Genomic DNA, 19,405 nt, shown 5'->3' on the forward strand with positions numbered 1-19,405 from the left:
ACGCCCGGAACTGGCGCAAGCAGCCCTTCAATAAGTTGCGGTGAAATAGTGTCTGTTTTTGCTGCTAGATAGCGTATTCAGTCCCTAATTCACCGCAACTTGTTGGTGGTGGCTTACTGGTAGCGTAGGCACTCCACCGGGTCGAGCTTTGCCGCGCGGCGAGCGGGGTAGAAGCCAAAGATTACGCCGATGCCGACGGAGACGGCGAAGGCCAGCAGCACCGTGGCGATTGAAAAGCTCGGTGTGATTTGCCCGCTGGCACCGAGCTCGCCAAGAATCCCTGATCCTGCGGCAAACATCGCAAGAGCCCAGGCCAGCAGATAGCCAATCAGGACACCCAGCAGACCGCCGGTGATGCACAATGCCGAAGACTCGGCCAAAAACTGGGCGGTGATATCGCGACGACTGGCGCCCAGAGCGCGGCGGATGCCGATCTCGCGGATGCGCTCAGTCACGTTGGTGAGCATCATGTTCATAATGCCGATACCGCCGACAAGCAGCGAGAGACTGGCGACAGCACCCATGATGAGTGAGAACGCGCCCATAAAGGAGTTGAGCGCATCGATGGCGCTTTTCATGGAGGTCGCCGATACACTGTCGTACTCATCATCCTCCGCGATGCCCTTCATCGCGCGCACCTTGGACTCGATGGTCTTACAAAGCTCGTCCATGTCCGTGCCCTCGGCGGCAAGTGCCGTCACGCTGGGGAATGAGGGATTCTCGTCGCCAAACAGACCTGAGATGGTTTCGCGTGGCATATACAGCGTGAGAGAGCCCATGGAGTCGCTGCCGCCATCAATCACGCCTACAATCTGCACCTCGCCGTTGGACACCTTGATGGTTTTCCCCAGCGCATCCTGTTCGTTGCCGTACAGCTGATCGGCGCCGCCGCGGCTGATGAGCGCCACGCGCGAGCCTGATTGAGACTCGGCCTGGGAATAGGTACGCCCCGCAACGAGCTTGCTGGCCCCCACGGCGTCGAGCATGTCGCTATCGACACCCTGTGCCATGACGGTATAGCTTTTATCGCCGGTCTTATACTCGGTATACGCGCTGTCGACAATGCCGATCTGCTCTATCTGCGGCACCAGTTTTTGAAGCTTCTCGATGTCCGACTCGGTGAGTTCTTGCGACGAATAGATTTGCACCATGCGTGCCGCATTGAGGCCCAGACTGTTGACCAGGCTGTTTTGGATACCGCCGATGAGCGAAGTCATGGCGATAACCGAGGCGATGCCGATGACAATGCCCAGGATGGTGAGCAGGCTGCGCCCCTTGTTGGCTTCGAGCGAGTGAAGGGCTTCCTGGATGAGATCGCGGGCGCTCATGCCACCACTCCTTTCGGCGGGTTGGTGGAGGCGGAAATCATGGGCAGGCTATCTACGGCGCTGCGCAGGGTCCGCGGTGCATGTGGAATATACGCGCCGTCGTGAATGCGACCGTCGCGGATGGTCATGGCACGGTCGGCCTCGGCGGCGATGCTGGGGTCGTGTGTGATAAGCACGATGGTTTTGCCGCGCTTCTGGAGCTTATGGAAGGTCTCCATCACAAGCGCTCCAGTGGCGGAGTCCAGGTTTCCCGTCGGCTCGTCGGCCAGAATGATGGGCGGGTCATTGACGAGGGCGCGCGCGATTGCGACGCGCTGCATCTGGCCGCCCGAGAGCTCGGATATGCGGTGGTCCCAGTGGTCGACGGGCAGCGTGACAGCCTGCAGCGCGTGCACGGCGCGCATTTCGCGCTGGCTACGGGGCACATTGGTGTAGGCCAGCGGCAGCATGACGTTTTCGATAACCGACAGGCGCGGCAGCAGGTTGAAACTCTGAAAGACAAAGCCAATACTCAGGGCGCGAACTTCGGTGAGCTCGTCATCGTCAAGCTCGGCCACGTTGAGCCCTTGCAGGTAATAGTCGCCCGCCGTCGGTTTGTCCAGACAGCCCAGGATGTTCATGAGCGTCGACTTGCCCGAGCCCGAGGGGCCGGTAATGGCGACGAACTCGCCGGGATCTACCGCCAGGCTCACGTTGTGCAGGATGTGGGCGCACCCCGCCTCGCTCTCAAAGATGCGGTGCACGTTGCGGATGTCGATAACGGGACGCATTACATGTCCTCATCGGCTGGCATACTGCCCGAATCCGCGCTGTAGCCGCCGTCAGCCGTTGCGTCCGCTCCGGTGTCCATGACGAGCGTGTCGCCATCGCGCAGCTTGGTAACCGGCACGTTGGGGTTGATCTCGTTGCCCTGGTCGTCGCGCTTGACCTGTGTCTTGCCGACTACGGCTTCGTTGTCGTTTTGCGTCACGACGGCCACCTTCACGCGATGGGTTTGCTTGCCCTCGTCATCGGTTGCCACGTTGACGTAATAGTGTTCGCCGTCTTCGGTCATGAGCGCCATCGTCGGCACCATCACCACGTCGTCGAGCTGCTCGGTCACCACCGATACCTCGGCCGTCATGCCCGGCTTCAGGCGCGCGTCGGGCGCCTCGATGAGGATGTCGACGTTAAAGGTTACGCTGCCGCCGCCACCGTTGGCGGCATCGGAGTTTGCCACCGACGCGATAGCCGTGACGGTGCCCTGGCTCACGATATCGGGAAACGCGGGATACGTGACGTTGGCGCTCTGTCCAACGGCGATCTTGGCGATGTCCTTTTCGCCCACCTGCACGGTCACCTTCATCTTAGATAGGTCGGCGATCTGCATGCACTGCTTTCCGCTGCTCGTGTCGCTTTCGCCCATGATCATGCCGCCTGTTACCGTGGCGCCCACCTTGGCGTTGAGCTCCACGATGCTGCCCGAGCTCGGGGCCGTGACCGTACGGCTGGCTGCCTTGGCGTTCGCCTGATCGAGGTTTGCCTGGGCCGATGCGAGGCTGCGCTGTGCGGCCGATACGGCGTTTGTGTCCGCTGATGCGGCGGTGATGCCAGCTGCTGCGGAAGCTCCATCATCGTCCATCGTTGGGGTGGCCTGCGCAGCGGCTGCGGCTTTCTGTGCGCTGGCGAGGTCTTCTTGAGCGGCTGCAACTGCACGCTGCGCCTCGGCAACGTTGCGATCGAGCTCGTCGTTTTTAATGGTCATAAGCACGTCGCCCTCGTTGACGGATTGGCCTGCCTGCACGTTGATTGAATCGACCGTTCCGTCGACAGAAGGGGAGACCACTGAGGACGAAATGGGTTTGAGCTGGCCTTTCGCCTCGACCGTTGTGGTAAACGTGCCCTCGGTCGCCATGTCGGTCACAGGATCGCTAGCGCCCTGTGGCTGCGCATTGATAACAAGGGTTGCGACAATGGCAGTGAGCGCGATGGCACCCACGACGCCGGCGGCAATACCGCGACGAATCAGCTTTTTGCGTCGACGTTCGGCACGCTTTGCCTTGAGCTTGGCATATGCCTCTTCATCGGAAATCTCGGCCGTATCGTTCGTGCGTCCGCTCTGCTTGTCGGCATGTACGTTTGTAATCAGAGGAATCGTTTCGGTGGCACCTTCGGGCGTGCGCTCGGTATCATCTGGGCCCGGGGTGATCGTGGGGACATTCGGCATAGCGTCTCCTTTATAGAAAGAACCTCGATAATTATATGCGCCCACCGGTTGGGGCGGGCGCATAGGACGGTTTCTTTCGGAACTGTTAGATTGGTCGCAGTGGTTCCACGTTGTAGGAATGCGCGCGTTGTACTACGAGTGGACAACCACGCACAGGCCGACTTTGATGCGGTCGTGAAGTGCCTTGGCGTCTGCCAGGCGCAGGTTGATGCAACCGTGGCTGCCGCACCACTTGTACGACTCGGCATTATCGAAGCTCTTGTCGTTTTGCCAGGTGGCATCGTGGAAGCCGATCATATTGCCCTCGAACGGCATCCAGTAGCTCACCGGGCTTTCGTATTTGGGCTTACCGGTCTCGGGGTCCTTGGCTCCGATCAGGGTACTGCCGCCGTCGTTGCTGTTGATCTGCCACACGCCTTCGGGGGTGGCGTCTTCGCCCGGTTTGCCGGAAATAAAGTTGGCCTCCCAAACGATATTTCCGTTCTCGTCATAGTAGCGCGCGTGCTGTTCGGACAGGTCGACGTCGATATACGCCTTCCAGTCGGGCTCTCCCTTTGCGGTAAAGGTGTCGGCCTTCTGGGAGTACTTGATCTCGATCTCGCCGGTCTGCTTGTTGTTAATGGCGTCCTCGACCTGCTTGGCGAGCGAACTGCTGTCGATGGACCAACCAAAGTCGCCGCCTTCGACGGCGCACTGCTTGCCATCGGCGCGCGTCCACCAGCGAGTGGAGCCCACGGTATTAAAGCCGTTGGCGAGCTCGGCTGCCCAGCTACTGATCTGCGACGTATCGAGCGTGGGGTTGGCGGGATCGGCAAAGCTGATCCACTGCAACACGGAGCTGCCATCAACCTTGCCGGCATCCTCGCCGTTGAGCTTGAGGGTCACGTTGACGCCCAGGAAGTTGCTGGCGGCATCGCATGCGGCCTGAATCTGATCATCGGTCAGCGTTCCATTGAGCGGCTCATAGGCATCGTTGCCGAGCTTGGAAAGATCTACGGTCTCGGCCAGCGAGGCAAGCTCGAGCTCGGCATACTTAATGACATGCTCGCGGTTGAGTTTTTCGTTGGAGCGCGCCTTCTCGACGGTAAACTTGCCGGCCTGCTCGTCATAGGAGCTATTGGCCTCGAACGTGCCCGAACGCCCCTCGTTAAACTCGTCGATGGCAGCGCCCAGATCCTTCTCAAACTTCTTTTGGTCAAAGGTGTCGGAGAGCATGGACAGGTCGACGTCTTGATCAAGATCGACTTCGTTGGAGGTAGCAGTTGTTTTGGTCTTGCCGCTTAAGGATTCCACAAGGCGGACCGGCCAAATAAAGGCTTCGTTGTGGTTGATGATTTCTTTTGCAGCAGCTTCGCCGTCGACAATGGGCTCATCGGACTCGGGCTGATAGGTCCAGCTAAAGTCATCGCCTGTCACGGTGAGCTTATAGTGCTTCCATGCCGAGTTGACCTTGGTGGCGGCAGACGAAGCGTTGGAGAACGAGACGTCGACGCCGGCGATGGTGGTGTTGGGGTAGGCTACCTGCGAAAATGCTACGACGCCTACGATATAGACAATGACGATTAGACCCAGGACGACAAAGAGCGTCGTCTTTTTGCCCGACTTATTGTTGCCGGCGGACTTGCGCGCGGGGCCGCGATCGCCTCGAGCGTGCGTGGGGGGCTGCTTGGGCGCATTGCCGTTTGCCTGGTGCTGCTGACGTTGTTGACGCTGCTGTCGCTGTTGGTTCGGGCGTTGAGAAGCGTTTGCCGCACCACGCTGCTGACCGTGGCTCGGCGCGATAGGACGCGGCGACTGAACGCCGCCGGCGTGCCTGCTCGGCTGCTGCGGATCGGGAATCAGTTGAGTTCGATCGTTTTGCGACATCGTATGCATATCCTTCGAATTTCGCCTTGCGGCTCATCGTGTTTTTACTGGGCTTGCATTATAGCGATTGCCCTGCTGTTTGTGGTACGGAAACGGTGGCATTCAAAAGAGGTGGGACATTTGTCCCACCTTTGAGTCGTTCTTAGCCGTTATCCGCACACACCGCATTTTGCACAGGCTGAAAGTGCGGCCGGTGCCTGCGCGATGCCGCCCTTTGCCGTCTCGCGTAGCGTGGCCGGCAACGCGTGACCCACCGAGAGCATGACATGTGCCATCTGGTCAAACGGCACCAAGCTCTTAATGCCTGCGAGGGCGAGTTGTGCCGAGCTAAAGGCCGCTGCCACGCCGATGGCGTTGCGGTTTTGGCAGGGCACCTCCACGAGGCCACCGACGGGGTCGCAAACGAGGCCCAGCAGGTTACTCAGCGCGATGGAACTGGCGTCGAGAGCCTGCTCGGGCGTGCCGCCGAGCATCTGCACCAGAGCGGCGGCTGCCATGGCGGCGGCGCTTCCCACCTCGGCCTGGCAGCCGCCCTCGGCGCCGGCGACGCAGGCGCTCGTGGTGAGGTTGAGACCGATGGCGGCTGCGCAGTAGAGCGCGTCCATGACCTGCTCGTCGTCGAGCTGAAGGTGATCGGCGAGCGCCAGCACGCAGCCGGGCACAACACCCGCGGAGCCGGCCGTGGGGGCGGCGACGATCACGCCCATGGTAGCGGAGCGCTCGAGAACGGCCATGGCGCGGGCAACGGCGTCGGTCTGGACGGCGCCCATCAGGCTTGCACTCAAATCGTTGCGGCGGGTTGCTTCGACGAGCTTGGCCTCGCCGCCGATAAGTCCGCCGAGCGAGCGCTGCGGATTTGCGATAGGGGCTGTGGTCTCTTCGCGCATGACGTCGAGCACGCGGCGCATGGCGGCGACGGCGTGGGTCTCGCCGGTCAGACGCGCCTCGCGCACGGCCATGACGGCACCGATGCTGAGTCCCAGTTCCTCGCACGCATCGAGCAGCTGCTCGCCGTCGTCGAAGATCTCCTTTGCCGAGACACCGGGGGAGAGCGACGAGGCAGAACCGGGGAGCTCGATAAAGGTCGCGTAATCGACATTGTCGAGTTTGCGTAGCATGGGGATAACGGTGTCGTCGGGCGCGCCGTCGGTCTCAAAGACGGAGTAGGCCTGGCCGCCCACTTCGGTGCGGTAGGTACGGCAAAACGCGATGTTTACATGGGCGTAGGCGAGTAAGTTCGTGAGTGCGGCGAGTACGCCGGGAACATCCTGGTGCGCCACGAAGAGCGTGGAGTACATGCCCGAGATGTCGACGCCGACGCCGTTGATGCGGCTGATACGCATCTTCCCACCGCCCAGACTTTCGCCGCGGACCTGTGCCGTGGCGCCCGTGTCGTCTACCATGTCAATGTCGACGGTATTGGGGTGGATGGAGGCGTCGTCGCCCTTGATGTCAAAGTGATATTCGAGGCCCTGCTCGCGAGCGAGGTCGAAGGCCTGCTTGATATTCTCGTCATCGGTGTCGAGGCCTAGGATGCCCGCGACGAGCGCACGATCGGTGCCGTGGCCGCGGTAGGTGTGGGCGAAGGAGTTCCACAGGCCAAAGGTGGCTTTGGTGATGCGGCCTTCCAGCAGGCTGGCGGCAACTTGGGCGCAGCGTAGGGCGCCGGCGGTGTGCGATGAGCTGGGGCCGACCATGACGGGGCCCAAGATCTCGAATGCCGAGGTCGTAGCTAGTGTTTGCGGCTTGCCTGCCATGGCTGCTCCTTCTTTGTCCCGTCGTTCCGAGGGCTTTGGTATTTGGTCGCCTGCTCGGGCAGTCCTGCTCGCACGGAGAGCACATTAAGTGCTCTCCGGCTCGTGCGGAACTCGCGACCGACCAAATACCAAAGCCCTCGGAACTAAGGATACATGGTAGAGGCGCGTGTGCTGCAAAATTCATTAGCTGGTGACGCAGCGTGGGCTCATATCGAAGCATCTTCACCACCGTTTAAATAAAAAGAAGTACCGGTTGGGAGCGGTACTTCTTTTTTAAGCGCTTATGTCGTTGAAACCTTGGCGGTTCTTAATTACAGGCCGCAGGCTGCTTTGAGTTCTTCGACTCGATCGGTTTTCTCCCAGGTGAAGTCGGCGTCTTCGCGGCCGAAGTGACCGTAGGCTGCCGTCTTTTCGTAGATGGGGCGACGCAGGTCTAGGTCGCGGATGATTGCGCCCGGGCGCAGGTCGAAGGTCTTCTCTACGGCCTCGACGATCTTGTCCTCGGCAACATGCGCGGTACCGAAGGTGTCGACCATGATTGAGAGGGGCTTGGAAACGCCGATGGCGTAAGCAAGCTCGACTTCGCAGCGGTCGGCCAGGCCGGCGGCGACCACGTTCTTGGCGACCCAGCGCGCGGCATACGCGGCGGAGCGGTCGACCTTGGTGCAGTCCTTGCCGCTAAAGGCACCGCCGCCGTGACGGCCGTAGCCGCCGTAGGTGTCGACGATGATCTTGCGGCCGGTGAGGCCCGTGTCGCCCATGGGGCCGCCCACGACAAAGCGACCGGTGGGGTTCACGTAGATGTCCGCGTTGTCCCACGGCATGTTCTCGGCGGCCATGACCGGGGTGATGACGTGCTCGATGAGGTCGGCCTTGATCTTGCCCATGTCCTCGATCTCGGCGGCGTGCTGCGTGGAGATGACGATGGTCGTGACCTCGACGGGCTTGCCTTCCTCGTAGCGCACGGTGACCTGGGTCTTGCCGTCGGGACGCAGATAGGCGAGGGTACCGTCGTGACGCACGGCGGCCAGGCGCTCGGCCAGGCGGCTTGCCAGGTAGTGTGGCATGGGCATGAGGGTCTTGGTCTCGTTGGAGGCATAACCGAACATCATGCCCTGGTCGCCGGCACCGATCAGGTCGATCGGGTCGGTGGTAGCGCCGGTCTGGGTCTCGAAGGACTCGTCAACGCCCTGGGCGATATCGGGTGACTGTTCGTGGATGAGGCTCATAACGCCGCAGGTGTCGCAGTCAAAACCGAACTTGGCACGGTTGTAGCCAATGCGGCGGATAACACCGCGGGCGATTTCCTGTACGTCGACGTAGGCCTGGGTGCGAATCTCGCCGGCGACGATGACGGTGCCGGTGGTCACGAGGGTCTCGCAGGCGCAGCGGACGTTCTCCACGTTGGCCGGCACGCCGTTGGGGGCGATGTAGCCCTGCTCCTGGAGCTCTATTTCTTTAGCGAGGATTGCGTCGAGGACGGCGTCGCTGATCTGGTCAGCGATCTTATCGGGATGACCTTCGGTCACCGACTCCGACGTAAAAACAAAGGACCCGTGTTGGGGCGGGATGGAACGAAGTTCTTCTGACATGATTGTCCTTTCAAAAACGTGTCCCGGCGACCGTTACCATTCCGCCGGGCTCTCTATGCAAGGGCACATCATAGCGCGTAAATCAAACATTCACACCCTTTCCGCACCGAGCCATTGGTTAGCTAATTTGGGACGGGGCTTTTTTAGCTACCCAATCCGGAGTCTTCGGAGCCTAAGACCAATCTCGATATAGGGTAGCTAAAAAAGCCCCGTCCCAAAATTAGCTACCCAATGACTGGGTCGGTGCCCTATGTGCGGAGGTTGCTTTGATGCTTTATACTGGTGCAGTTAGACATCCATCCTGCAATCGAGGAGATTTCCATGGCATCAGACGTTCGCGTCCGCTTTGCACCCTCACCGACGGGCAAGCTGCACATCGGCGGCGCCCGCACCGCTATCTATAACTGGGCTTTCGCCCGCGCAAACGGCGGCACGTTCATCCTGCGCATCGACGACACCGACCCCACCCGCTCCACCGACGAGAACACGCAGATCATCCTGCGCGCCATGCGTTGGCTGGGCCTGGACTGGGACGAGGGTCCCGAGGTGGGCGGCGATTTTGGCCCCTACGCCCAGACCGAACGCCTGGACCTGTACAAGCAGGCTGCCCAGAAGCTTTGGGACGAGGGCAAGGCCTATCCGTGCTTCTGCACCAAGGAGCAGCTCGACGCCGATCGCAAGGCCGCGCAGGAGCGCAAGGACCCCTTCCAGGGCTATCAGCGCCGCTGCCGCGATCTTGATCCCAAGGAGGCCCGCCGCCGCATCGAGGCCGGCGAGTCCTACGTCCTGCGCATCAAGGTGCCCGAGGACCGCGGCGACGTCGTCATCCACGACGCCGTCCACGGTGAGGTGACCTTCGACGCCAAGGAGCTCGACGACTTTGTCATCTTCCGCTCCGATGGCACGCCCACGTACAACTTCGCGACCGTCGTCGACGACGCTATGATGAAGATCACCCACGTCATCCGCGGTGACGACCACCTGTCCAACACCCCGCGTCAGGTCATGGTCTACGAGGCCCTCGGCGCGCCCGTGCCCACGTTCGCCCACATCTCCATGATCCTGGGCGCCGACGGCAAGAAACTCTCCAAGCGCCACGGCGCTACCTCGGTGGAGGAGTACCGCGACGCCGGCTACCTGTCCGACGCCTTCGTCAACTACCTGGCGCTGCTCGGCTGGTCGCTCGACGGCGAGACCACGATCATCCCGCGCGATGTCCTGGCCAGCAAGTTCTCGCTCGATCGCATCTCCAAGAACCCGGCGACCTTTGACCCCAAGAAGCTCGATTGGGTCAACGCTGAGTACATCAATGGCATGTCCGATGCTCAGTTTGCCGACGAGATCATGGTCCCCGAGCTGCACGAGGCGGGTCTCATCGAGGGCAATGTCGAGTACGGCGAGGATTGGATCGATGCGCTTGCCGCCATCGTCAAGCCGCGCACCAAGATGCCGACCGACGCCGTGACCGTCGCCGCTCCCATCTTCGCTACGGCCGAGACGCTCGAGTATGACGAGAAGTCCGTCAACAAGGGCCTGGCCAAGGAGGGCATGGGTGCCATTCTGGATGCCGCCAAGGCCGCGCTCGAGGGCGTGGACGAGTGGACGGCTGCCAACATCGACGCCGCGCTTGAACCGCTGCCCGAGCAGATGGACCTTAAGAAGCGTGTGGTGTTCCAAGCCGTGCGCGTTGCCGTCTGCGGCAACATGGTGAGCCCTCCGCTGGGCGAGACCATGGCACTCGTCGGCCGCGACGACTGCCTGGCGCGCATCGACCGCGCCCGCACGATGGCGCTGTAGCAGCCGTGTAAACGCACGTATCCGAGCCCCGTTCACCCCGAGCGGGGCTCTTGTTTCTGAAGACGAATGGGATGGGAGGTGCTGGGGCCATGGCCGAGCAACTGTCGCTGTTTGGTTCGCCGGAACCGGAGGAGGCTTCGAAGCCCGCGGCTCCTGCCGCCGCCCCGGCGCAGCCCGGGCCCGCACCCGAACCCGTCGCCGCCTATGCGAGCGTGGTTCTCGACATCCCGACGCGTGCGCTGTCCGAGCCGTTTGCTTACGGCATTCCGCAATCCCTCGCCAACGAGGCCCAAGTCGGGTCTACGGTCCTGGTCCATTTTGGCAACCGTGCGGCCGCGGGCTATATCATTGACATTGCGTCTGAGCTGGGCGACCTGCAAGGCAACAAGGTCCTCGATCCTGCGCGCATCAAGCCCGTCGAGGCGATTCTCAGCAAACCGCTCTTTACCGCGGAGGCTGCCCGTATCGCACGTTGGATGAGCCGCGAGTATGTCGCGACGCTTTCCGAGTGTCTGCGCCTGTTCTTGCCCCCGGGCGGCAGCCCGCGGGTGGTCAAGGGCGACGACGGCGTGTGGACGGTTGAACGTCCCGCCGTCAAGCCTATCCAAAACCGCTGGGTCATGCTCACGCCCGAGGGATTTGACTATACGCCGCCCAAAACCGCCGTTCGCCAGCGTCAGCTCATCGAGGCGCTCCAGTGCGGACCGGTCACGACGCGCGACCTCAACCTGCTCTATAACAGCATGTCGGCGACCATCAAGGCGCTCGAAAAGCGCGGCGTCGTGGTGGTAGAGGAGCGCCGTGCTTGGCGTGGCTGCAACGAGCAGACCACGCTGTCCTCGGCAAGCGGTAAGGCGCCGGTCTCCCTTACCAACGGTCAGCAACAGGCACTCGCACAGATTGAGCGCGCCCGTCTGGACGCTCATGGCGACGTGGTGCTGGTTGACGGCGTCACCGGCTCCGGCAAAACCGAGGTGTACCTCTCCGCCATCGAGCGCGTGCTAGCGGCCGGCCGTTCGGCCTGCGTGCTCGTGCCCGAGATCTCGCTGACGGCTCAAACTGTCGGCCGCTTCCGCTCGCGCTTCGGTGAGACGGTCGCTGTATTCCATTCGCGTCTTTCTGCTGGTGAGCGTCTGGACCAGTGGGATATGGTCGCCAGCGGTGCCGCACGTGTGGTCGTGGGCGCCCGCTCGGCGCTCTTTTGCCCGCTCAGCGACTTGGGCCTCATCATCATCGACGAGGAACATGAGACCAGCTACAAGCAGGGTTCCAGCCCGCGCTACCACGCGCGTGAGGTGGCGGCCGAGATGGCTCGCCGCTATCGCTGCCCGCTTGTGTTGGGCTCGGCCACGCCTTCTGCCGAGGCCCTCGACCGCTGCCGTCGCGGCATGTACAACGGTGCCACCTGGACTCGTGCCGAGATGCCCGAGCGCCCGGGACACGCCGTTCTGCCCGAGGTCCGCATTGCCGACCTGCGGCGCGAGTTTTCGCACGGCAGCCGCTCAATGTTTTCAAAGCCGCTGATGGAAGGCTTGGAACGCGTGGTTGAACGTCGCGAGAAGGCCGTGCTGCTGCACAACCGCCGCGGTTTTGCGCCGTTCCTTATGTGCCGCGAATGCGGCTGCGTTCCCACCTGCAACCACTGCTCCACCGCGCTCACGTATCATGAACGCACGCACACGTTGCAATGCCACACCTGCGGTTCGTCCTGGCGCGTGCAACCCTATCCGGCGCCCACGAGCCGCTGTCCCAAATGCGGCAGTCGTTATCTGGCAAAAATGGGCCTGGGCACGCAGCAGATTGAGGACGCGCTGCACCAGATGCTGCCCGAGGACGTCGCCATCATTCGCATGGACGCCGATTCCACGCGTGGCAAGGACGCGCATAAAAAGCTGCTCGAGCAGTTCGATGCGGCCGATTGCGCGGTGCTGCTGGGTACCCAGATGATCGCCAAGGGCCTCGACTTTCCCGAGGTCACGCTCGTGGGCGTGGTCAATGCCGACTTTGCGTTAAAGCTGCCCGATTTTAGAGCGGGGGAGCGTGCCTACGATTTGCTGGAGCAGGTCGCGGGCCGCGCCGGTCGCGGCGATCGCCCCGGTGAGGTCATCATCCAGACCTATCTGCCCAAGGACCCGGTCATTCGCGCCGTCGCCGAGCACGACCGTTCGATCTTTATCGACTACGACCTGGACCAGCGTCGCGACGCGCTGTATCCGCCGTTTGTTCGCCTGGTCAACATCTTGGTGTGGTCGGCGAACCGAGACGAAGCGCAAGACTACATCGGTCGCATCGCGAAACTCCTCAAGCGCCGCTGGCATGTCGCCGCTCCCGACTTTTTGAGGGCGGGGAGTGCTGCGCCGCAGGTGCTGGGCCCTGCTTCGTGTGTAATCGAGAGAGCAAAGGACCGTTATCGCTTCCACCTGCTTGTGAAGTCGCCCGTGGGGTACCATGTCTCTGATGATATCGATGCCTGCCTCAAAGAGGTGGGTTCCGTGCGTGGCGTGAGCGTGAGTGTTGACGTCGACGCCTATGATTTGATGTAACAACCCGAAAGGATGGCCATGGAAGCCAACGGAATCGTACTGTCGCCCGACCCTCGTCTGCGCCAGGAGTGCGCTGTCATCGAGGAAATCACCCCAGCGATCGAGGCGCTTGCCGAGAAGATGAAGAAGATGATGTTCGAGAACGGCGGCTGCGGCCTGGCTGCTCCGCAGATCGGCGAGCTCATCCAACTCGTCACCATCGACTGCGATTACAGCGACAAGAACGACTATGACCCGTACGTGCTCATCAACCCTGTCATTGTTGAGCAGAGCGACCATCTGGTGCCGTTTAGCGAGGGCTGCCTGTCCATTCCCGGCATTAGCTGCGAGATCGAGCGTCCCGACCATGTCGTCGTCGAGGCGTATGACCTGGATGCCAGCCTGATTCGCTACGAGGCCTCGGGCGATCTGTTCTGCGTGTGCCTACAGCACGAGATCGATCACCTGCACGGCAACACCATGTTCGAGCGACTCAAGCCCATGCAGAGGCTCAAGGCCGTCAAGGAGTACCAGGACGCCCTGGCCCGCGGCGCTCGACCGGGCGAGACGGAGTAGGTTTGTCCGTCCCCGGGGCACCCGCCTATATCATCCCGTGCTCAAACATTCTCGCTGCGCTGCGAAACTGCGCGCGGGACGATATAGACGGGTGCCCCGGGGACTACGTTAACGCTGCTTGTCTCGCCCGGGTGCCGTGGGCCAGGGAGGGGCGTCTTCGCTGATAATTGCTTTGTTGGAAGAGCTGCTTTTATTGCGGCTCTTTCTTTGGTTTTGGGTATATTTGTTCTTGTTGAAATGTTATTGCGGATGGGCTGGGTACTTGGCTTTCCGCTGTTATTTGTAGCCGTCTCGGCTTTGGTTGAGGGGAGACGTTCTCTATGCGTATTGTGTTTATGGGTACGCCTGATTTTGCTGTGCCTTCGTTGGCTTCGCTTGTTGAGGCTGGGAACGAGATTGCGCTTGTCATTACTCGTCCTGATGCTGTTCGTGGGCGTGGTAAGAAGCTTGAGCCTTCTCCCGTTAAGGCCAAGGCGCTTGAGCTGGGGTTGCCGGTTGTTGAGGCTAATCGTATGACGCCGGAGGTTGTTGAGGCGCTCCAGGCTGCGCAGGCTGATATTTTCTGTGTGGCTGCCTATGGCTGCATTTTGCCCGATGAGGTGCTGCATATGGCGCCGCTCGGTATTGTGAATGTTCACGCTTCGCTGCTGCCGCGTTGGCGTGGCGCTGCTCCTATTCAGCGTGCCATTCTTGCTGGTGACGATGTTGCCGGCGTTTCCATTATGCGTATTGGACATGGCGTGGATACCGGCGCTTATTGCGCGCAGGCCTCGACCTCGGTTGCCGGTAAGCATGCCGAGGCACTGACGATGGAGCTTGGCCAGCTGGGCGGTAATCTGCTGGCCGATACGCTGCCCGCGCTTGCCGATGACACGGCGGTGTGGACCGAGCAGGATGAGTCCCTTGTCACGCATGCTGCCAAGATTTCTAAGCAGGAGATGCGTTTGGATCCTCAGATGTCGGCGCTCGATTGCGTGCGTCATGTCCTGGCTTCGTCTGACACCGCACCCGCCCGTTGTGTGATTGCCGGCAAGACGGTTCGCGTGCTCGATGCTGCGCCGGCTGATGTGTCGCTTGGCGAGGGCACTGTTGCCGTCAAGAGCAAGCGTGTCTACCTGGGGCTTTCCGATGGTGCGGTTGAGCTGCTCGAGGTTAAGCCCGATGGCAAGCGTGCCATGGCTGCTTCTGCCTGGGCTGCCGGCCTGCAGGGTGCCGATCTGACGTGGGGTGTTTTGTCATGAGCAAGCTTTCCCCCGCGCGCAAGCTTGCGCTCGATGTGTTGATGGAGGCCGATCGCCGCGGTATGTACGCACGCGACGTGCTCTCTGCCCGCGCTACAGCTAAGGCCATTGACCAGCGCGATTCTGCTTTTGCGGCTCGTTTGGCACTTGGTGTTGCAGCCACCCAGGGCATTTTGGACGAGCTGCTCGACCAGTTTCTCGATAAACCCAAAAAGGTCGCGCCGCGTGTTCGCATGGCGCTTCGCATCTCGGCCTTTGAGATGCTCTACCTGCATACGCCTGGCCGCGTTGCGGTGAGTCAGGGCGTTGAGCTGGTGCGCAGCGGAGCTAAGTCTGCCGCCGGTTTGGCCAATGCCGTGCTGCATAAGGTCGCGGACAACGTCGAGGACTTTGCCACTGCGGCGGATGCCGATGAGTCCGAGCGCCGATTGGTTCGTCTGTCGCGCCTGTTGGGTCTGCCGCGTTGGCTGTGCGCTCGTATTATGGCTTCGTTTGACACACCGGAGGGCGCGCTTAGCTTTGCCGGTAATCTGGCCCCCGCTCCGCTGGCCCTGCATGAGAACGCCTTTGCGACCAAGCCCGATCCGTATATCTCGCAGTTTGTTGCGCCTGTGTTCCCGGGTTGCCATGCGCCGGTCGATGCACAGGCCACAGTTGCGTCGGGTGTGTTTGAACGCGCGGCGGCCGTGGCCTCGGACCTTAACGCTCAGCTCATCGCTACTGCGGCTACTCGTCCCGGGCGCTGCCTAGAGATTGGCGCCGGTCGTGGTACCAAGACGTATGTGATGATGTGCCAGGCTAAGCGTGCCGGCTACGACCGTCAGCACACTGCACTCGATTTGCACGATCGCAAGTGTGATCAGAATCTTGCGCGCCTGCATAAGGCTGGTATCAAGGGCGTTCGTACCGTCTCGGGTGATGCGTGCGAGCTCGATACGGTCCTCACGTCGTTCGATGCGATGCTTGGTAAACCCGTTCTGTTCGATACGGTGTTTATCGATGCCCCGTGCTCGGGTACCGGCACCATGCGCCGTCATCCTGAGATTCCGTGGCGCTTGACCGAAAAGGACGTGACGGTTGAGCTTCCTAAACTGCAGCAGACGATGCTCAAGGAAGCCGCCGCGCGCGTGGCTGCCGGCGGTGAGCTTATCTATGCCACCTGCTCGGTTTTTGCTGAGGAGAACACTCAGGTCGTGGATGCCTTCCTGGCTTCTCCCGAGGGTGCCGGCTTTACCGTGGCGCCGCTCTCCGAGGCGCAAATCCTGCAGCTGCCCGAGTTTGCCCAGGCTAAGAAACTCGTCTCCGTCCGCCAGAACGCTCGAGGCCTCTTCCAAAGCGTGCCGGTAAACGCCGACTCCTACGACGGCCACTTCTGCGCCCGCCTGGTCCACAAGTAACAACTAAGTTGCAGTGAAATAGGGATTGAATAGCGGCTTCTACCCACCAAACAGTCCCTATTTCACCGCAACTCATAAGGAAGATTTTTCTGGAACTGGGATTAATAAATGGGGTATGAAAGTAAGCGGTTGGGTTTGGTAAGTTTCTGGATGCATGAACCGCTCGCAGATTTAATATTGAGGGGTTAAAATGAACGAACTTAATAGTGACAAGATTGACAATCCTGAAGATAATACTCAGGAAAATGAAGAGGTTGAGAATTCTTCGATTAAAAAGCGGGTAATTATTGGTGCCGGTATTGTTGCTCTGCTCATTGCTGGTTGTGTCGGTGGTTATGCTGATTACAATTACAAACAAGCATGTAGTGAACATAATCAGCAGGTTGAAGTTTTGTATTCAAAGGCTAGCGATAGTGTTGCTGCCTTTAAGGCTGATCCTGGGTTACTAACTTTTGAGGGTTGATTTTCAATCTCAACGCAACAGCCTGAACGGGCCCCGCGTTTCCGCAGCTAGCGCAACGCGGAAATAGCCCCCGGCACCTGCTCGTCGCCTCGTTTCCGCAGGTGGAGAGGCTGTGGAGGCCGGTGCCCCCATGCCGCCGCCGCATGCTCCGCCAGCCCGCCGCGCAGCCGTTCCGGACTCAGCGCAACGGGCCCTCCGGCCCATGTCCCGGCCCGCCGCCTATCCCGCCAGCGGCCCCTCGCCCCTCGCGGCCCTGGCCCTGTCGATGCAGCCGGGCGTGAGGTCGAGCTCGCCGGGCGCCAGCTCCTCTATCCCGAACGCGTCCATGAGGGCGGAGGCGTCCTCCCCGAGGGCCGCCCGCAGCACGCGCGCCGGCGTCAGGAACCCGAGCGCCCCCCTCGGCTCGGAGTTCACCTGCGACATGAGCAGCGCGCAGTCCGCCGCCGTCAGCCGGTCGAACCTGGCCCCTGCGCCCTTGGGCAGCAGCTTCCTGATCTCCACGTGGTTCTTCTCGCACGCGCCCTTCTGCTGGCTCTGCCGGGGGTCGCAGTAGAAGAGCCTGGTCTCGCCGTCCCGCTCGCCGAACAGCGCCGCGATGGCGCCCTCGTCGGCGAACTCGCTCCCGTTGTCGGTGAGCACGGCGCCGAAGGCGCGCCTCGCGCCGTCCTCGCCGAGGACCCCGCGCAGGGAGGAGAGCGCCGCCAGGACCGAGGCGCACGTGCCGTCCGGCAGCGGCAGGGCCAGCTGGAAGCGGCTCGGGCGGTGCAGGAGCGTGAGGAGCCTGGCGGAGTCGCCCCTGGGGCCCTCGACGGTGTCCATCTCCCAGGCCGCGGCGCAGGCGTCCTCGCCGAGCGCGAGGAACGACGCGTGCGACCTGCGCGCCGAGTGGGACGTCGCCCTCTTCGGGGCCCGGCGCGACCTCGGCCTGTAGCCGACCTTGCGCCTGAGCTCCATGTTCGTCATGCCGTCGTAGCCGGCGTCCACCCACCTGTAGACGGTGGAGGCGCTGAGCCCGGGGGTCGTCGCCGCTATCTGCTGCGGGGAGAGCCCGCGCGCGAGCCCGTCCCTGATGGCCGCTAGCTTGGCGGCGGCGCCCTCCTCGGTCTCGTCGATCCCGGACCTGCTCGCCGAGAGCTCGGCGTCGGCCGCCTCCTGCGCCCTCCTGGCGCTGTAGAACACCCTGGGCCTCCTCGAGCAGCCGTAGCCCCTCCTGTGCGAGCAGCCGTTGCAGCACCTCGGCCACGCGGAGAGCCTGGGGCAGGCCCCCGACAGGTCCGCGGGCGCGGGCTCGCCGTAGCGCGAGCGCGGCGCGGTGACGTAGCGGTGCGCCGCCACCTCCCTGGTCACGGTCGACGGCGACCTGCCGAGCTCCGCGGCGATCTCGCGGGCGCTGCGGTTGCGGTCGAGCATCCTCTCGACCGTGTTCCTCTCGTGCCTCGTGAGCCTCCCGTACGACCTTCCGGACGGCTTGGGTCTGGACATGCCGGCCTCCCTCCATCGCGGGCCGGGGGATTCCGGCCCCTCTGGGGTTGCCTACCCGGATTCGCGCCTCAGGACTCAGCGCAACGCGTTGCGCTGAGTCCTGAGGCTGTTGCAATGAAAATGAGAATCAAGGACTAACTTTTGAGCAACGTCTTGATACCATTAAAAATGCTCAAAATAATAAAGAGATTTTGAATAAAGAAATCTCTAATGACAGTTTTAAGTATGCGGATGGCACTTCCCCTGATTGGACGAAGTTGCTCAATAAATACGATTCCATTATTAAAGACTGTCGTAATGCTCAAAATGATGAGTGGAATACTTCTGTAACTGACCATGTTAATTTTGATGTAAATTCTACTGAAGATACTGACTCTCTCCAGCAGCATATTAATAGCCTCAATGGCCTTCTTAATGATATTTCTAATAAAGATAATCAGAAGCTTATTTTTGAAGATGCCAAAAAGGATTCTAAGAAGTTCATTGATCAAATCAATGAACAGATTAGTCGTTATCAAACTCGTATTGATGATGTAAATAAGGCAAAAGCAGAGGCTGAGGCGAAGACTCAAGAGGAAGTGGCGCAGACTCAGCAGCAGGCTTCTCAGCAAAACAATTATTCCAACAATTCTTATAGCGGTAATAATTATTCTGGTGGAAGCGGCTATTCGGGAGGCTCCTCTAACGGCGGCGGCAAAGTAGTCATTAAAACTATGGATGTTTATGACGAAAATGGCAATTACGTGGGGTCTACTCATTGGTATAGCGATGGTACCTGTGACGATCCCTATTCTGCTGGTATGGGCGGATTTTAAAATATGCTAATTATTAAAAATTAATTAGCTACCTATAGCGTAAAGAAGCGGCCTCGCGATCGGGCTTGATCGCGGGGCCGCTTGTCACTAGTGGTTATGCGGGCAGTTGGCGCAGCAGCCACTGGTGGCGCTGGTGCTGGAGCCGCCACTGCGCTGGTCGGTGTTGTAGAAACCGCTGCCGTCGAACTTAATGCCGCTGGCCGAAAACGTCTTGGATGCCGGGGCACCGCAGCTAGGGCATACGACCTCGGGCGTCTCGGACATGGGGTGCTCAACCTCAAACACGTTGCCGCAGCTCGTGCACTTGTAATCGTAGCGCGCCATAATACTTCCTTTTCAGCACAAAGCGGGCAGATCGCTCTG

15 protein-coding genes are annotated in these 19,405 nt (G+C 61.0%); 7 read left to right on the plus strand and 8 right to left on the minus strand.

What is annotated here, in order from left to right:
• Positions 1-113: 113 nt before the first annotated feature.
• The 6 genes from LCQ44_RS08090 to metK form a co-directional block, all read right to left on the minus strand.
• Positions 114-1,328 (minus strand): ABC transporter permease, encoded by a 1,215-nt coding sequence (locus LCQ44_RS08090; RefSeq protein ID WP_161144926.1) that lies wholly within the window; start codon positions 1,326-1,328, stop codon positions 114-116.
• Complete coding sequence (locus LCQ44_RS08095; RefSeq protein ID WP_161115673.1) at positions 1,325-2,098, minus strand: ABC transporter ATP-binding protein; 774 nt, start codon at positions 2,096-2,098, stop codon at positions 1,325-1,327. The genes LCQ44_RS08090 and LCQ44_RS08095 overlap by 4 nt, the downstream gene beginning before the upstream one ends.
• The gene (locus tag LCQ44_RS08100) at positions 2,098-3,534 is read right to left on the minus strand and encodes an efflux RND transporter periplasmic adaptor subunit (protein WP_225093550.1); all 1,437 of its coding nucleotides are present in this window, start codon (positions 3,532-3,534) and stop codon (positions 2,098-2,100) included. The genes LCQ44_RS08095 and LCQ44_RS08100 overlap by 1 nt, the downstream gene beginning before the upstream one ends.
• Positions 3,535-3,666: 132 nt before the next feature.
• Complete coding sequence (locus LCQ44_RS08105) at positions 3,667-5,400, minus strand: L,D-transpeptidase (protein WP_225093551.1); 1,734 nt, start codon at positions 5,398-5,400, stop codon at positions 3,667-3,669.
• 149 nt (positions 5,401-5,549) lie between these two features.
• Positions 5,550-7,157, minus strand: coding sequence for an L-serine ammonia-lyase, iron-sulfur-dependent, subunit alpha (sdaAA, locus tag LCQ44_RS08110; protein WP_138112491.1), 1,608 nt, complete (start codon positions 7,155-7,157; stop codon positions 5,550-5,552).
• Positions 7,158-7,468: 311 nt separating this feature from the next.
• Complete coding sequence (gene metK / locus LCQ44_RS08115; protein WP_022094972.1) at positions 7,469-8,749, minus strand: methionine adenosyltransferase; 1,281 nt, start codon at positions 8,747-8,749, stop codon at positions 7,469-7,471.
• A 321-nt stretch (positions 8,750-9,070) separates the two neighbouring features.
• Between metK and gltX the strand changes: the two genes are divergently transcribed.
• The 6 genes from gltX to LCQ44_RS08145 all read left to right on the plus strand — a co-directional run bounded on the left by gltX (position 9,071) and on the right by LCQ44_RS08145 (position 16,745).
• Positions 9,071-10,546, plus strand: a complete 1,476-nt coding sequence (gene gltX, locus LCQ44_RS08120; RefSeq protein ID WP_138112493.1) for a glutamate--tRNA ligase — start codon at positions 9,071-9,073, stop codon at positions 10,544-10,546.
• An 89-nt stretch (positions 10,547-10,635) separates the two neighbouring features.
• On the plus strand, positions 10,636-13,089 hold the full coding sequence (gene priA / locus LCQ44_RS08125; RefSeq protein ID WP_225093552.1) for a replication restart helicase PriA: 2,454 nt from the start codon (positions 10,636-10,638) through the stop codon (positions 13,087-13,089).
• Positions 13,090-13,107: 18 nt separating this feature from the next.
• Positions 13,108-13,644 carry a peptide deformylase gene (def, locus tag LCQ44_RS08130; protein ID WP_138112497.1) on the plus strand — a complete coding sequence of 179 codons (537 nt, stop codon included), beginning with the start codon at positions 13,108-13,110 and terminating at the stop codon, positions 13,642-13,644.
• 320 nt (positions 13,645-13,964) lie between these two features.
• Entirely contained in the window at positions 13,965-14,885 is a 921-nt protein-coding gene (gene fmt, locus LCQ44_RS08135; RefSeq protein WP_225093553.1) for a methionyl-tRNA formyltransferase, read from the plus strand.
• Positions 14,882-16,282: an RsmB/NOP family class I SAM-dependent RNA methyltransferase gene (locus tag LCQ44_RS08140; RefSeq protein ID WP_138112501.1), complete on the plus strand. Its 1,401-nt coding sequence runs from the start codon at positions 14,882-14,884 to the stop codon at positions 16,280-16,282. Before fmt ends, LCQ44_RS08140 begins: the two co-directional genes overlap by 4 nt.
• Before the next feature lie 190 nt (positions 16,283-16,472).
• Positions 16,473-16,745, plus strand: coding sequence for a hypothetical protein (locus tag LCQ44_RS08145; protein ID WP_225093554.1), 273 nt, complete (start codon positions 16,473-16,475; stop codon positions 16,743-16,745).
• A 219-nt stretch (positions 16,746-16,964) separates the two neighbouring features.
• Here the strand turns inward: LCQ44_RS08145 and LCQ44_RS08150 are convergent, their stop codons facing one another.
• Complete coding sequence (locus tag LCQ44_RS08150; protein WP_225093555.1) at positions 16,965-18,227, minus strand: IS30 family transposase; 1,263 nt, start codon at positions 18,225-18,227, stop codon at positions 16,965-16,967.
• Positions 18,228-18,418: 191 nt separating this feature from the next.
• On the opposite strand from LCQ44_RS08150, the gene LCQ44_RS08155 reads away from it, so the two are divergent.
• The gene (locus tag LCQ44_RS08155; protein WP_225093556.1) at positions 18,419-19,042 is read left to right on the plus strand and encodes a hypothetical protein; all 624 of its coding nucleotides are present in this window, start codon (positions 18,419-18,421) and stop codon (positions 19,040-19,042) included.
• A gap of 87 nt (positions 19,043-19,129) precedes the next feature.
• Here the strand turns inward: LCQ44_RS08155 and LCQ44_RS08160 are convergent, their stop codons facing one another.
• Positions 19,130-19,366 carry an FmdB family zinc ribbon protein gene (locus LCQ44_RS08160; RefSeq protein WP_225093557.1) on the minus strand — a complete coding sequence of 79 codons (237 nt, stop codon included), beginning with the start codon at positions 19,364-19,366 and terminating at the stop codon, positions 19,130-19,132.
• Positions 19,367-19,405: the final 39 nt, after the last annotated feature.

It is taken from the genome of Collinsella aerofaciens, from assembly GCF_020181355.1.
Classification (GTDB): domain Bacteria; phylum Actinomycetota; class Coriobacteriia; order Coriobacteriales; family Coriobacteriaceae; genus Collinsella.

Bases quoted from the DNA above. Each gene is read 5' to 3' on its own strand.
- LCQ44_RS08090 (WP_161144926.1), bottom strand. From the start codon at position 1,328: ATGAGCGCCCGCGATCTCATCCAGGAAGCCCTTCACTCGCTCGAAGCC.
- LCQ44_RS08095 (WP_161115673.1), bottom strand. From the start codon at position 2,098: ATGCGTCCCGTTATCGACATCCGCAACGTGCACCGCATCTTTGAGAGC.
- LCQ44_RS08100 (WP_225093550.1), bottom strand. From the start codon at position 3,534: ATGCCGAATGTCCCCACGATCACCCCGGGCCCAGATGATACCGAGCGC.
- LCQ44_RS08105 (WP_225093551.1), bottom strand. From the start codon at position 5,400: ATGTCGCAAAACGATCGAACTCAACTGATTCCCGATCCGCAGCAGCCG.
- sdaAA (WP_138112491.1), bottom strand. From the start codon at position 7,157: ATGGCAGGCAAGCCGCAAACACTAGCTACGACCTCGGCATTCGAGATC.
- metK (WP_022094972.1), bottom strand. From the start codon at position 8,749: ATGTCAGAAGAACTTCGTTCCATCCCGCCCCAACACGGGTCCTTTGTT.
- gltX (WP_138112493.1), top strand. From the start codon at position 9,071: ATGGCATCAGACGTTCGCGTCCGCTTTGCACCCTCACCGACGGGCAAG.
- priA (WP_225093552.1), top strand. From the start codon at position 10,636: ATGGCCGAGCAACTGTCGCTGTTTGGTTCGCCGGAACCGGAGGAGGCT.
- def (WP_138112497.1), top strand. From the start codon at position 13,108: ATGGAAGCCAACGGAATCGTACTGTCGCCCGACCCTCGTCTGCGCCAG.
- fmt (WP_225093553.1), top strand. From the start codon at position 13,965: ATGCGTATTGTGTTTATGGGTACGCCTGATTTTGCTGTGCCTTCGTTG.
- LCQ44_RS08140 (WP_138112501.1), top strand. From the start codon at position 14,882: ATGAGCAAGCTTTCCCCCGCGCGCAAGCTTGCGCTCGATGTGTTGATG.
- LCQ44_RS08145 (WP_225093554.1), top strand. From the start codon at position 16,473: ATGAACGAACTTAATAGTGACAAGATTGACAATCCTGAAGATAATACT.
- LCQ44_RS08150 (WP_225093555.1), bottom strand. From the start codon at position 18,227: ATGTCCAGACCCAAGCCGTCCGGAAGGTCGTACGGGAGGCTCACGAGG.
- LCQ44_RS08160 (WP_225093557.1), bottom strand. From the start codon at position 19,366: ATGGCGCGCTACGATTACAAGTGCACGAGCTGCGGCAACGTGTTTGAG.